11 protein-coding genes are annotated in these 13,300 nt (G+C 47.8%); 4 read left to right on the forward strand and 7 right to left on the reverse strand.

The window, feature by feature from the left end:
• Nucleotides 1-350 precede the first annotated feature (350 nt).
• The 7 genes from BGP75_RS23270 to BGP75_RS23300 form a co-directional block, all read right to left on the reverse strand.
• A complete protein-coding gene (locus tag BGP75_RS23270; RefSeq protein WP_076721310.1) occupies nucleotides 351-1,322 on the reverse strand; it encodes a rhodanese-related sulfurtransferase in 972 nt (323 codons plus the stop codon).
• A gap of 142 nt (nucleotides 1,323-1,464) precedes the next feature.
• Nucleotides 1,465-2,235 (reverse strand): ABC transporter substrate-binding protein, encoded by a 771-nt coding sequence (locus BGP75_RS23275; protein WP_076721311.1) that lies wholly within the window; start codon nucleotides 2,233-2,235, stop codon nucleotides 1,465-1,467.
• Nucleotides 2,236-2,560: 325 nt separating this feature from the next.
• Nucleotides 2,561-3,664, reverse strand: a complete 1,104-nt coding sequence (locus BGP75_RS23280) for an adenosylhomocysteinase (RefSeq protein ID WP_076721312.1) — start codon at nucleotides 3,662-3,664, stop codon at nucleotides 2,561-2,563.
• Nucleotides 3,665-3,802: 138 nt separating this feature from the next.
• The gene (locus BGP75_RS23285; protein WP_233153014.1) at nucleotides 3,803-4,705 is read right to left on the reverse strand and encodes a phosphate ABC transporter ATP-binding protein; all 903 of its coding nucleotides are present in this window, start codon (nucleotides 4,703-4,705) and stop codon (nucleotides 3,803-3,805) included.
• Nucleotides 4,706-4,721: 16 nt separating this feature from the next.
• Nucleotides 4,722-5,558, reverse strand: coding sequence for a phosphate ABC transporter permease PstA (gene pstA, locus BGP75_RS23290; protein ID WP_083705008.1), 837 nt, complete (start codon nucleotides 5,556-5,558; stop codon nucleotides 4,722-4,724).
• Nucleotides 5,551-6,393, reverse strand: coding sequence for a phosphate ABC transporter permease subunit PstC (gene pstC / locus BGP75_RS23295; protein WP_076721313.1), 843 nt, complete (start codon nucleotides 6,391-6,393; stop codon nucleotides 5,551-5,553). The genes pstA and pstC overlap by 8 nt, the downstream gene beginning before the upstream one ends.
• Nucleotides 6,383-7,222: a phosphate ABC transporter substrate-binding protein gene (locus BGP75_RS23300; protein WP_076721314.1), complete on the reverse strand. Its 840-nt coding sequence runs from the start codon at nucleotides 7,220-7,222 to the stop codon at nucleotides 6,383-6,385. Before BGP75_RS23300 ends, pstC begins: the two co-directional genes overlap by 11 nt.
• A gap of 351 nt (nucleotides 7,223-7,573) precedes the next feature.
• Here BGP75_RS23300 and BGP75_RS23310 point away from each other — a divergent pair, with 351 nt between their 5' ends.
• The 4 genes from BGP75_RS23310 to BGP75_RS23325 all read left to right on the forward strand — a co-directional run bounded on the left by BGP75_RS23310 (nucleotide 7,574) and on the right by BGP75_RS23325 (nucleotide 13,255).
• Nucleotides 7,574-8,884, forward strand: a complete 1,311-nt coding sequence (locus tag BGP75_RS23310) for an NAD(P)/FAD-dependent oxidoreductase (protein WP_076721316.1) — start codon at nucleotides 7,574-7,576, stop codon at nucleotides 8,882-8,884.
• 425 nt (nucleotides 8,885-9,309) lie between these two features.
• Complete coding sequence (locus tag BGP75_RS23315; protein WP_076721317.1) at nucleotides 9,310-10,221, forward strand: AraC family transcriptional regulator; 912 nt, start codon at nucleotides 9,310-9,312, stop codon at nucleotides 10,219-10,221.
• 378 nt (nucleotides 10,222-10,599) lie between these two features.
• Nucleotides 10,600-11,073: a (2Fe-2S)-binding protein gene (locus BGP75_RS23320; RefSeq protein WP_076721318.1), complete on the forward strand. Its 474-nt coding sequence runs from the start codon at nucleotides 10,600-10,602 to the stop codon at nucleotides 11,071-11,073.
• Complete coding sequence (locus BGP75_RS23325; RefSeq protein WP_076721319.1) at nucleotides 11,066-13,255, forward strand: molybdopterin cofactor-binding domain-containing protein; 2,190 nt, start codon at nucleotides 11,066-11,068, stop codon at nucleotides 13,253-13,255. The genes BGP75_RS23320 and BGP75_RS23325 overlap by 8 nt, the downstream gene beginning before the upstream one ends.
• Nucleotides 13,256-13,300 lie beyond the last annotated feature (45 nt).

Here is a 13,300-nt window from a genome sequence, read left to right on the forward strand (position 1 = left end):
TCCCTCGAATGAGATAATTCAGGCTAATCTAATCTCTGGTGAGATTGGATAGCTAACAGTCGTTATCCTTTGCTGGCTGAAGATCAGGCTGGCCTGCTGTTCGCTTTGCCGTCCACCTCGAAACCACGTAAATCAAATCAGATCAGCTGTTATAAGGACGTATTTACTAGCGACTTTCCTAATTAATGGTGTGCACCGTTTACACCCAGATTAAAGCGGTTTAGCTCAAGCGTGTTTTCTTAGACGAAATTATTGGCAGGTTAACAAAGAAGAATAGTCAGGAGTTTGTTTTCCCCACCCTGTTAAGGTTTATGGAAGGCTGGGGATTTTTAGTGCATTAATGACCGGCTTTAATTTACAGCCGGTACTTTTAATCTCTTCTTCTCCTGACTGTTTTTTAGCATGGTTCTTGCCTCTGTACCGATATGCTGATGGCCACGCTGTGCGGCCAGGTCTATTTGTTTCTGACGTTCTGAGAATCGGTGTTTCTGTGTTGCTGACTTTTTGTCATAACAGTGATGGCAGCTGACGCCCCGAACGTATTTATCGCTTTCTTTATCCTGCGCTGTGATTGGGAGACGGCAGGCGTGGCACTGATCATAGCTTCCTTTTTGCAGCTGATGGTTAACAGAAACTCTCTCATCGAACACAAAGCAGTCACCTTTCCACATGGAATCCTGTTCTGGCACTTCTTCAATGTACTTTAGAATCCCTCCCTGCAGGTGGTAGACTTCTTCGAAACCTTGTTCTTTCAGGTAAGCTGTTGATTTTTCACAGCGGATACCACCAGTGCAAAACATTGCCACCTTTTTGTTTTTCTCTTTATCAAGATGTTTGCTGACGTATTCAGGGAACTCTCGAAACGTATCTGTTTGAGGGTTTATCGCATTTTCAAAAGTGCCTATATTTACTTCGTAGTCATTACGAGTATCAATAACAGTGACTTCAGGGTCGCTGATTAACTGATTCCAGTCTGTCGGTTTGACATAGGTTCCAACCACTTGGTTTGGATCAATGCCTTCGACCCCCATCGTCACTATTTCCTTTTTGAGTTTGACTTTACAGCGCTTAAAAGGAGGCCTGCTGGTATGAGATTCCTTATAACTCAGGTCACTGAGTCGGGGATCTTTTTTCAACCAGGCGATAACTGCATCCATCTCTTGGCGCGTTCCTGCGATGGTGCCGTTTATTCCTTCTTTAGCAAGTAGCAGGGTTCCTCTGATATGGTTATCTTCCATAACAGACAGCAATGGTTTACGCAGTTCCTCGACATTATCCAAGGTTACAAATTTATACAGTGCGGTTACTACAAATTCAGACATCTTTATTCCGATAAGCTAACTAGAACGTAAATCTAGTGCGTGGATGGGTGGGGCAGTATATCAGAATCGAAAATTAATTCAGACTTACTCGAGAAGTGTATTTAACTTGTTGTTTTATTGGATATTTTTTATATGAAAAAAGTTAGTTTCCATTCCGCAAACGTTGGACTTGACGCTCAATGATGGCGTCAATCTCACCAGCCATCTGGGCCTGCTTCAGATCTTGATTAAGTCGGTTAATAAACTCCTTCATTCCCATTTTTTTGGCAAACCCCAGGAAATTAGGATCTTCTACCAGAGGTGTTGGCAGGATTGCGAATTTATCTTTATTTGCGAGCAATGCTGCGTCCTGGCTTAGCGCCTCTTCAAACCCTAATCGTCCTGTGCCGATCAAGGCGACATCAATACGATGCTGTAGCAGTTTCTTCAAACGGTTTGTGGCACCTCTATAGTCCTCCTCGTAAATAAATATATGCTTCTTTCCTCGCTCGAATTCATCACCATAGCTTGAGCCAGCATTGCCACCCACCAACTTGCCTTTGAGGTCATCAATAGTAGAGAACGGGAATGCTTTTTCTTTTAACGTGACTAACAATATTTTGTCGACATATAGCACTGCTGAGTAATCAAAAAGCTCAAGGCGTTCTTTGTTCTTGGATAATCCCAAGACACCTCCGGTTCCATTAAGGCCGCGAGAGTAGGCGCGTTTCCATGGGGTCATTTCTATCTTCAGGCCGTACTTGTGCTTGCCATCCAAGTGCTTAAGAGTTTTCACCATCAGATTATATTTTATGGGTTTTACCGGGGGGTAAAAAATTGCTATGGAAGGTTGTGAGTCCCCCAGAGTGATAGCAGGGTTAAGCCACAGAAGTAAGATTATCAGGGAGGAAAATAACCTCTTCGTAGCTTTCATCTTCTAACCTTGGGTCTTGCATTTCAGGGCTGCTTTTAAGATAGTGCCGCGCAGTCCTTTGACACCATAGAGAGAGCAGGGCTTATATTTGATGCCGGTTTGAGCGTCCTGGGTTGTGGCGGGTTCCTTAAAACAAGTATAGAAGAAGTGCGTCATAAAAAGGAATAGAGAACGATACCAGCAAGCAACAAGTAAGTCTTCTGTGTCTCCGGCTGTTGTCCATCTGGCAGCCACAGTATTCGCAGAGAGCAAATAGCAGCAATGCAAGAATAAAGGAGGGTGGACACTGTCCTGGCCCCTCCAGGATGTGGTTACTGCCTAAATATCAGAAATGGCGAAGCCAACAGGAGGCTAGCCGGGTCCTTTGCTGTTCCGGTAATTCTGAGAGGCCAGCAGGAAGTTGTTTGTTAACGATTAATTCTGTGGCCAGAATTACTTCGCCTTGAACCAGAAAAATATAGGGGCCGACTTCTGCGTTGTGAATGAAATTGATCGCATTCCCGCCATTGGCCAGATAGAAAAACTGTCCTAGCCTTTGATAGCGACTGATATGCTCGGTGACTTGTACAACTTCGAAGTTTTCATCCGCTCGGGACAGTTCCAATTCATCATCAGATGATGTGACTGAAAAGATAAAGGCTCCGTTCTTTACCATCGAAAAATCATGGTTGCTGAGAGAACGGTTGCCAGTTGCACAGAAAATAACATCACTGGTTTTTAGAGCTTCCTCTTTCTCCTGCAGACTGAAGCCCCGAGATCGTGCCTCGATTGCACGGGAAGGATTAATATCGACTACCCGGACATTAATATTCCGGGCATGCAGGGACTTGGCGACAGAGCGGCCGATCTTTCCGTATCCAAACACCACGGCATTGCCGCCATTCATAACATAGTGACATTGGCGCATCAGATTTTCAGCTGAGTAAACCAATGATTGTCCTGTCAGGTAATCTTCGGGACCTTTTAGCGGGCTGCGGGCTATTGAAATAATCGGCACCGGGGGCTCATCAATAGCTTCATAGCGTTGGTGGCCGTTTTCTGTAACTTCAATGACACCCTGCAGATTACTTTCAAGCAACTTCGGAAGCTTGGTCAGAGTGCTGGCGAAGTATCCACCGACATCGATTAATATTAAGCCGGGTCTGTCCACATAGTCATTGATGGTTGCCGCAGTCACCTCAAGGGATGCGAGCTGGCTACGGGTGCGAATTACTACTGGCATATGCCCCTGAACCTTTTCCAGTGTCCTGCGGCTTATACTGCGTGGCTTGGGGATGACGATTGCGAGGTCACCAATTCGTCTGAGGCAGTCAAGGTAGATCTGCGGGTTGTCCAGTAAGTGTGTTACGACAACAAAGCTGATCTCCTCACTGCGCTCGGGCTGAATATCTTCAAAGAAGTGATTTCCCTTTATAAACAGCGGATTCATGGCAGTACTCCCTGAGAGGTTATATAGGTGTTTATTCAGAAAACGCCCAAACACTCTCAACCGGCTGGAACCGGGAGTCAATTTATCTCTGTATCTTCATGTTTATGAACCTGTTTCTAATGGCAGGGCTTTGCTGCTCTAGCCTTGCAGTCCCTGACAAAATGCCTGGGTAATAGGATGGACCGGCCGTTCGAAGATTGACCGAGTGTCACCGCTTTCAATGATGCAACCACAACCTGCCTGTACCCAGCAGACAGCAACATGATCTGCAATCCGCCGCGCCTGGGCCAGGTTATGAGTAACCAAGAGCACGGTATATCGAGATTTTAATCCCTTAATCAGCGTTTCTACTTTAGCTGAAGAGAGAGGGTCCAAAGCGCTGCAGGGTTCATCAAACAGCAGGACTTCAGGATCTAACGCCAGACAACGGGCAATACACAGGCGCTGTTGCTGGCCCCCTGAGAGTGCCAGGGCGCTCTGCCCCAAGCGATCTTTGACTTCGTCCCATAGACCCACATCACCCAGGACATTCTTTATAGTCTTTCGAATGACCGATTCATCTCGCATGCCATGATCCCGCAGCGGAAAACGGATGTTCTCTTCTATCGACATGGGGAACGGATTGGGGGATTGAAATACCATGCCGACCCGACGGCGGAGCCTGTTGAGGTCAGTCCCCTTGGCTAAGATATTATCTTTTCCCAGGAAAATTTCGCCACTAACCTGACACTGGGGAGTTAAATCAGTCATACGACTTATGCTGGCTAACAGACTGCTTTTACCGCAACCAGAGGGCCCAACCAAGGCTGTGATGGATCCTGAAGGTATGTCCAGACAGGCTCCTTCGATAGCATTGGTATCACCGTAGCGTACGTTAACTTTTTTTAGAGTAAGACCCGGGGCAGAGAGCGGTTTTTGGCGGCTTTTATCTTCAAGGCTTTGCTCCTTTTTAGCGAATGCTTCGGTGCTGGAACCTGTTTCAATCTGAAAAGCTGTCGTTAACTCTGAATTCATTGGCTGTTTACGCTTTAATACATTCATGAACGCTTTCATGGAGCTACTCAACGTGTTGCCAGCGCCGCGATAGATAGCGGGCCAGCACATTAATCAAGACTATCATCATCACTAATATCAGTGCGGTTGCTGCTGCGTTGCTTTGACCTCCCGGAACGTTCATTGACAAATCGTAAATATGAACTGACAGAGAGCGTCCAGAGTCCATAACACTTCCTGGCATCCGGGTTACATAGCCAGCGGTGAAAATCAGAACAGCAGTTTCTGCTAATGCGCGGCCAATGCTGATAATCATAGCCACGGCTATGCCTCCACTTGCCGAAGGTAATAGGATACGGCTAATAAATCCGGCGTGACTGATATTGAGAGCAATGGCTGCTTGTCGGTAGCCTTTGGGGCAGGTCCGCAACGCCTGTTCTGCTGTGCGAATAAACAGCGGTAACACCATGCAGGCCAGGCTCAGGCCGCCGGAAAGGATAGAAAATCCCAGTCCTAGCTGGATAGCAAATACAGCATAGCCAAACAGTCCGAATACAATTGAGGGAACACCCGCAAGAACATCCAGGCTGAAACCCAATAGTTTCTCGCTTTGGGAATGAGGTATAACGAATTCACTGAGATAGAGTGCGCAGCCCAATCCGATCGGGATCGTTGTTAGCAGACATACCCCAAGAATCCAGAATGTGGATATCAGTAAAGAACCAACACCGCCACTACGACCTGCATCCAATGGTTGATCAACGATAAAGTTGAAAGACAGGTGAGGCAGGCCTTCCCTGACCACGTCCCATAACATGGACAGGGGCAATACAACCAAGGCTATTGAGACCAGCCAGATTAGCACGGTAATTCCGGAGTCCAGCTTCTGCCCGTCATTCATGCTGCATTCTCCGGAAATGGCTGGCTACCGCTACCAGGGTAATGGTTAACAGGAGTAATAACAGACCACTGATAAAAAGGGCTGTACGGTGCTGGTCCACCGCATAGGACATCTCCAAAGCAATGTTAGCGGTCAGGGTACGGACAGGTTCAAACCAGCTGGACGGTATTTGTACTACGTTGCCACAAACCATCAGCACAGCCATTGTTTCTCCTAGTGCACGTCCCGTTTGTAATACCACGCCTGAGAGAATTCCTGGCATCGCTACCGGTAAGGTGATCCGTTGAATGGTGCCCCAGCGGCTCAAGCCCATGGCCGCCGCGCCCCGGAGGTATTGTTGTGGAACCGCTGCCAGGGCTGCATCCGCTGTTAGAGCCACCAGGGGGAGAATCATCAAGGCCAGCACTAAGGCGCCTGCTAACAGACTTGCTCCAGGAGGGGCTAATCGGTTAATCCAGGGAACCAGAACGACGAGACCCCAAAAGCCGAATACCACTGATGGCACACCGGCCAGCAGTTCCATCAGTCCCCGGTATAGTCGGGCGAGGGCAGGTGGCGCATAAAATTGACCAAACAGCGCTGCGATAATACCCAAAGGAGTCGCCAGTAATACCGCTCCTCCTGCCACAAAGAGACTGCCTAGCAGCATAGGAGTGAGCTGAAAGGCACCTTCTTGCGGGTACCAGCCATCAGCCTGGAAAAAAGGTCCCAGTCCTATTTCACCTATTAATGGAGAACTCTCCTGAATCAAAAACAGCAGGATAAACAGCAATATACTTGCAGATAACCAGGCTGCTGTGCGTAAACCCCGGGTGAGCCAGATATTAGTGCGCATTGACAGGAATGAAGAATTGATTTTTGACAAGAGAATGCACGCTATCTGATTGTGCGAACTCAATAAATTTTTTGCTCCAACCTTCCGGGGGGCCGGAAGTAACAAGGTTTAAGGGACGTGATAGTGGAAAGTCACCACTTTTGACCGATGAGATTGTGGCAGCGATCCCCCCTAAGCCGAGTATCTTGATAGCAGTATTTTGAGATACTTCGAACTCTGCGGTGCCGATTGAAACGTACCCAATTGCTGCAGGAGAGCCTGCTACTGTTTTGATACCCTGTTGATTGTCGCCAATAATAATGTCGGCCTTCACTTGTTTGTTATTAAGTTTGAAATACTTAAGGAACAGCTCTAGGGTAGAGCGACCTTCTGCTTTGTTTACGACGGTAATGGCTTGATCTGGCCCTCCCAGTAGACGCCAGTTGTCAATTTCACCGCTATAAATAGCGACGATATCCTGATCTGTTAACTGATCAACCGGGTTTTCTGTATTCAGGATCAATGCAATACCATCATAGGCAATCTCATGAGCGAAAAGATCCATTTCCTTCCCATTTAATGGACGGGATGCCATGCCTATATCTGCCACTCCCGAGCGAGCATCTGCAATTCCGCGAGAAGATCCGCCTGTCTGGACATCGACTCGAACATTGGGGTGCCGGGCCTCGAACTCCCGGGCCAGCTCTGACGCAAGTGGGGCAATAGTGCTGGACCCTGTGAGGGTTAGTTTCTCCGTAGTGGATGGACCACAACCCCAGAGGCCTGAAAGTAACATGCAACCGACCAGCAAATGTCGTATAAAAAATGGTCGAATACCCCAAGTGCTCATGTATTCACTCCCTCATCAAGCAACTAACAAGATACTAAGAAATAATAAAATCGTAGAAATCAGAAAAGCTATCAATAGAGTGCGAAAGAAGGCAAACGTTACTGGCAGTTGTGCTTTTTGCTTTTTTGGTGCTGATTAAATTGCTGTACAAGTATTCGAATGGAGGATAAATTGATTAATCGCACTTTGGTGGCAGTGTTTTGATTACCTGAGACTGCTTTTAACCTGTTGTGGATTTCAGGCTGAAAGTTACTGAATGACCCGTTTATCAGATGATATTCCCATGCTCCAAAAAGCTTCAGGTATGGCTCGATTGAAGCAAGGGAATATTTTTTGATATAGGGTAAACCCATGAAAATTGTGATTGTTGGAGGAGGGGCTGGTGGTTTAGAGCTAGCGACAAGATTAGGAAAAAAGCTGGGACGAAAGGGCAAGGCCGAAGTGCTTTTGCTTGATCGCAACCACACTCATATCTGGAAGCCTCTTCTGCATGAAGTGGCATCGGGCTCTCTTGACGTGGGTGTTGATTCCGTGGGCTATCGGGCTCATGCTCATCAGAATGGCTTCATGTTCAAGCTTGGAAGTCTCTGTGGTATTGATCGTCAACGTAAGGTTCTTCACTTGGAGGCATTGGCTGATGCCGAGGGTGAAGAAATTTTACCTGAACGAGAAGAGACATATGATTATTTAGTATTGGCGATTGGTGGTGTCTCTAACGACTTTGGAGTCGATGGTGTTGCGGCTAACTGCACTTTTCTTGATAGTCCGGAACAGGCGACTTCTTTTCATCAGCGGTTGGTCAATCACTTCATTCGACTTAATCGTAAACTGTCTCAGGGCGAAACCCATCAAGAGCTACATGTTGCTATTGTTGGAGGAGGAGCTACAGGAGTCGAACTTTCTGCCGAGCTGTTCAAGGCAAGAGAGTGTTTTACAACCTATGGTTTGCATCATATAAAGGCCGAGCACTTGAAGGTCTCCTTAATAGAAGCGGGCCCGAGACTGCTGCCAGCATTGAGTGAAAATATCTCTTTAGCGACCCAGAATGAGCTGACCAGGCTTGGTGTCAATGTTCATGTCTCCACTGTAGTGGCAAGAGCAGAGAGTAACGCTCTGATAACCAATAATGAACATCGCTTTGATGCAGATCTTGTGGTTTGGGCTGCAGGAGTTAAGGCTGCGGATATGCTGGCAGGCTTCGAGGGACTGGAAACTAATCGCGCTAATCAGCTTATTGTCGGACCGAATTTGCTGGTGAAGGGGGACCAGTATATTTTTGCATTAGGGGATTGCGCCGGTTGCCTGATAAAAGGTCCCAACGGGGAAGAACAATGGGTGCCACCCCGTGCGCAGTCGGCCCATCAAATGGCGAACCTGGTCGCCAAAAATATCATTCATCTGATAAAGTCTGAGCCCCTTGAAAACTTCGTCTATAGGGATCGCGGTTCTTTAGTTTCCCTCAGCCACTATACCGCGTTCGGAAAACTGATGGGTGGGCTCTCAAAAGGCAGCCTGAAGGTGGAAGGGCGGATTGCCCGGATGGCCTATGTCTCACTATATCGTATGCACCAATTGGCAATTCATGGCTGGTACCGGACGTTGCTGGTCACTCTGGCTGACAAGATCAATCACTTTATCCGTCCTCGGCTAAAGCTGCACTGATCGATCACTTGGGTTTCTTAGCTTTTCGCCCATATCCCTGTTGCGCAGGGGTATGGGTATCTCTCTTATTTAGTTCCCTTTGATCAAAGGGCCCCGGAATTTCTGACTCTCTTTACTTCAATCTTATCTTTAATGGGGGCTCTGTAGTAAGCCTATCCGAGGCTGGGGACCATCTGATTAGGGTCTTTCGGAATAATTCTGCTTTCCAGGTAAGAGCTAGAGATAGTCGGTTGAATGTACTGATACTAAATAGCATCTCTCATTGGACTGCTTGACTGTGTAGTTCCGAAAAGTGCCATATAAGCGCTGATCTGTCTCTTCAGATACTCCCTGTCTGAGCCTAAATTGAAGCAGTAATTCAATTCCATAGCACTAGAAAAGTGACAGAGAGTCGTTGCCTGACAATAGAGGAAAAAGACAGTAGCATGGGTAGATTGGGGCAAATAACCGGGCAATCAAGGCTGATGGACAACGATTGGAAAACGGTAAACGAGGGTGATATTACAGAGATCGGATTAGCTGATGATGCCCTTTTTATGATTGACGAAAAGCGCGGTGAAATTCCAGAGCTCTATCGCAATCCTCACCGCCACCGTTTTTATGAAATGATCTGGATTCGCGGGGGAAATGGCGCCCATGTGATTGACTTTATTGATTATGTCTTTGAGACAGACAGGCTCTACCTGATCACCCCGGGGCAGGTACATCAGTGGCGTACCTGTGATATTCAGGCAACGGTGATTGTTTTCTCAGAAGCTCTGCTGGATAGGGCATACCGCGAAATGTTGCTACAGGGGGCGCGTTTATTTCGCATGACGGATAGTCCGCCATTTTTGGATCTGGATACTGCAGTTTCAAAGAGGTTGTCGCAGTTGTCTGGATTGATGTTTTCGGAGTATGCACGAAAGCCTGTCGATACGACGATGGTTAGGCCACTCCTGAGTGCCTTTCTCTATGAACTGGCCCGTTTAGAGCGTCATGGAGAACAAGTGCTCGGTAATCCTCATTATAAGCGGTTGAGCCGTATGACTGAATTGATCGATGCACACTACCATGAGCATCGATCGGTGGAGTTTTATGCACAGCAGTTACATATCACCAGCAAAAGACTCAATGAAGTGACCCGTGAAATTATCGGTAAGAGCGTTTCCCAAATGGTTCATGATAGAGTGATTCTTGAAGCCAAACGTGATCTGTCATTGTCCCAGGATAGCGTGAAGACTATCTCTTATCGGCTTGGCTTTCAGGATCCTTCCTATTTCGGACGCTTTTTCCGCAGACAGGTGGGACAATCCCCCAATGCGTTTCGAGACGGTTTTCAACGTCTCCCACATTGAGACTTTCCATGATTCAGATGATTATCTTAGGAATAACCTAAGGCAACCCGCTCACTCTACTTGTCCGCGCTTTAAATCATTATTTACCATTTAGTTTTACTACCATTTTCAGGGAGATTTCTCTCTGATTTTTACTCTTATCTCCATTCAGCCGTATTCATTTGCAACAAAAATCCCCATGAAAGAGACCAAGGGATCAGCTTTGTCCTGTGTTTCAAAAGTACCAGCATAAGTGTTGATCGTCTCTTTATGTCATCAGCTCATCGCTCTAACTTGGAGGCACATATCTTATAAAGGAATGTTTCCGATGGCACTTCATCTAATTAGCCAATTTTGTGAGTACAGCTTCCTCAGTGTTGTTTTGGGAGGGACGGTTGAATGAAATTTACCTTGACTATCAATGGTGCCCAACACCAAGTGAACTTGGAGGAAGACACTCCGTTACTCTGGGTTTTACGTGACAGCCTGGGAATGACTGGGACAAAATTTGGTTGTGGGGTCGGTGCCTGTGGTGCCTGCACCGTGCACTTGGATGGACAGCCCGTTAGATCCTGTCAAATTCCCCTTAGTGCTGTTGGTAACGCCAGTATTCAGACTATTGAGGCGGTTCATGAATTATCAGCAGGGCAGCAGATCCAGGACGCTTGGATTCAGGAACAAGTTCCACAATGCGGATATTGTCAATCAGGGCAGATAATGAGCGCATCGGCTCTGCTTCGTGAAAACCCTACACCCAGTGATAGCGAAATTGATAACGCTATGAGGGGCAATATATGTCGCTGTGGCAGCTATTCCGAAATCCGCAAAGCGATCCATCTGGCGGCTTCCAAGGGAGATGTTAATCATGGTTGAACAGCTGACATCGACATCTGCGTCAGAGGGCGCTAAACAGCTTAGTCGCCGTGCTTTCCTTAAGGCTTCAGCAATTATAACGGGTGGGCTTCAGTTAGCATTGATGATGCCCTCCATCGCGCAGGCCGAAAAGAGTGAAGATGCTTTTACCTCAGGAGCCTATATTCGTATTACCCCGAATAATCAGGTATTCCTTACTATCGGACAATCTGAGATGGGCCAGGGTAGTCTCACTGGTCTGGCCCAGCTTATCGCAGAAGAACTGGATGCAGATTGGGCAACGGTAATCGTAGAAAGAGGGGAGGTCCATTCGGCTTTCTTCAGGCCTAACGCTCCCATCCAGGTGACTGGTGGCTCGGGGTCGATCCGATCCTTCTACATGGTGTTACGCCAGACCGGGGCCGCTGCGAGACAGATGATGCTGTTAGCCGCTGCTCGTCATTGGAACTTACCTATTGGCAATTTAAATACCAAAGATGGAATGGTGATCGCCCCTGGTGACCAAAGATTGTCGTATGGAGATCTGGTATCAGATGCCGGAGCCCTGAAAGTACCTGACTTACTCAGTGTTCCATTGAAGGATGAGTCGGAATTCCGCTTGATCGGTAAACCCATGAAGCGACTGGACATCCAGGAAAAAGTGACAGGTGAGGCTCCATTTGGAATGGATATTCAACTGCCGGGTATGTTGACTGCCGTCATCCTTCATCCGCCAGCCTTTGGTGCCAAGTTACTTGCTTTTGATTCAACGGCTGCAGACAAAGCACCAGGTATCAAAGCAATTTTTCCAGTCTCTGAAGGCCTGGCCATTGTCGCGGACAGTTACTGGCATGCAGTCACTGCCAGGAAATCTGTAGCTGTCAGCTGGTCAGATGATAAACCCGCCTTCGATAATGATGTGCAAAACAAGAAGATGATGGAACTGGCCCTCCAACAACCGGGATTGGTTGCGTTGGAGCGTGGAGATCAGAGAGGGATCTTCTCGGCCAACCACGTTAGTGCACAATATGATGTTCCTCATCTTGCCCATGCCTGCATGGAACCGCTGAACTGTACTATCCAGCTTCGTTCTGACAGTGCCGAAGTCTGGACCGGGACTCAGTTTCAGACTTCGGCCCAACAAACAGTGGCATCCGTCACTGGTCTCGCTCCTGAATCAATCGCTATTCATACACAGTATTTGGGTGGCGGTTTCGGACGGCGCTCGGCACAGGATTTTATTCGCCTTGCAGCAGAAGTCGCCCAGAAGTTTGATGTGCCGGTAAAGACTGTTTATAGCCGAGAGGATGACATGAAAGCCGGGTATTACCGACCAGCTGCCTGTTGTCAAATGGCAGCAGATCTGGACCACAATGGTTCTCTTGTTGCGTTCCAGGCGAAGTTAGCCGTGCCTTCGCTGGTCAAGCATACGGGCTTGAAATTTCTGATGTTACCAGGAGGGGTTGACTCAACTGCGGTGGAAGGGCTGGACGATCACTCATTTCCCTATCAGGTGGCCAATGGGCGTGTCGAATGGGTTGAGCATGATCCGGGTGTGCCGGTGTGGTTTTGGCGTTCAGTGGGAGCCAGTCAGAATTTTTTCTTTCTGGAAACATTTGTTGATCAACTGGCTGCAAAGAGTCGACGTGATCCTCTTGAATTCAGGCTGGCCCATTTGGAAGAAAAGCCCCGTCATCGACGGGTTCTGGAGGCTGTCGCCTCAGCAGCCCGTTGGGGTACTCCTGATGCGCCTGGAGTAGCCAGAGGAATTGCGGTGGCTGAAAGCTTTGGTAGTGTTTGTGCTCAGGTTGTGGAAGTAGAGCTGCAAGATGGATTTCCAGTGGTGCGTAAGGTCGTTTCCGCACTTGATGCAGGACGTGTAATTAATCCCGCTATGGTGGAAAAACAAGTGCACGGATCCGTACTCTACGCACTTTCTGCCCTATACAGTGGCCGAATCAGTTTCGAGAAAGGTCAGGTAGTGGAAGATAATTTCTGGACCTATGAACCGGTGCGAATTGATCGATCTCCAGTGATGGAAACTTTGATACTGCCTTCAACCGCTCCTCCCGGGGGCGTTGGTGAGCCTGCCACGCCACCGCTGGCCCCCGCTGCTTGTAATGCGCTTTTCGCCTTGACAGGTAAGTTGGTTACTTCGCTTCCTCTCAAGGGGCAGAGCTTCAAACTACGACATTCGATATAAACCGATATTCTGTATTTCTTTCAAAGGCACGACCCTGTCGTGCCC

The organism is Motiliproteus sp. MSK22-1, assembly GCF_001968815.1.
GTDB lineage: Bacteria > Pseudomonadota > Gammaproteobacteria > Pseudomonadales > Balneatricaceae > Motiliproteus.

Coding starts and splice junctions, on each gene's coding strand:
- BGP75_RS23315 (WP_076721317.1), top strand. CDS start 9,310: ATGGGTAGATTGGGGCAAATAACCGGGCAATCAAGGCTGATGGACAAC.
- pstA (WP_083705008.1), bottom strand. CDS start 5,558: ATGAATGACGGGCAGAAGCTGGACTCCGGAATTACCGTGCTAATCTGG.
- BGP75_RS23275 (WP_076721311.1), bottom strand. CDS start 2,235: ATGAAAGCTACGAAGAGGTTATTTTCCTCCCTGATAATCTTACTTCTG.
- BGP75_RS23300 (WP_076721314.1), bottom strand. CDS start 7,222: ATGAGCACTTGGGGTATTCGACCATTTTTTATACGACATTTGCTGGTC.
- BGP75_RS23270 (WP_076721310.1), bottom strand. CDS start 1,322: ATGTCTGAATTTGTAGTAACCGCACTGTATAAATTTGTAACCTTGGAT.
- BGP75_RS23310 (WP_076721316.1), top strand. CDS start 7,574: ATGAAAATTGTGATTGTTGGAGGAGGGGCTGGTGGTTTAGAGCTAGCG.
- pstC (WP_076721313.1), bottom strand. CDS start 6,393: ATGCGCACTAATATCTGGCTCACCCGGGGTTTACGCACAGCAGCCTGG.
- BGP75_RS23285 (WP_233153014.1), bottom strand. CDS start 4,705: ATGAATGTATTAAAGCGTAAACAGCCAATGAATTCAGAGTTAACGACA.
- BGP75_RS23325 (WP_076721319.1), top strand. CDS start 11,066: ATGGTTGAACAGCTGACATCGACATCTGCGTCAGAGGGCGCTAAACAG.
- BGP75_RS23320 (WP_076721318.1), top strand. CDS start 10,600: ATGAAATTTACCTTGACTATCAATGGTGCCCAACACCAAGTGAACTTG.
- BGP75_RS23280 (WP_076721312.1), bottom strand. CDS start 3,664: ATGAATCCGCTGTTTATAAAGGGAAATCACTTCTTTGAAGATATTCAG.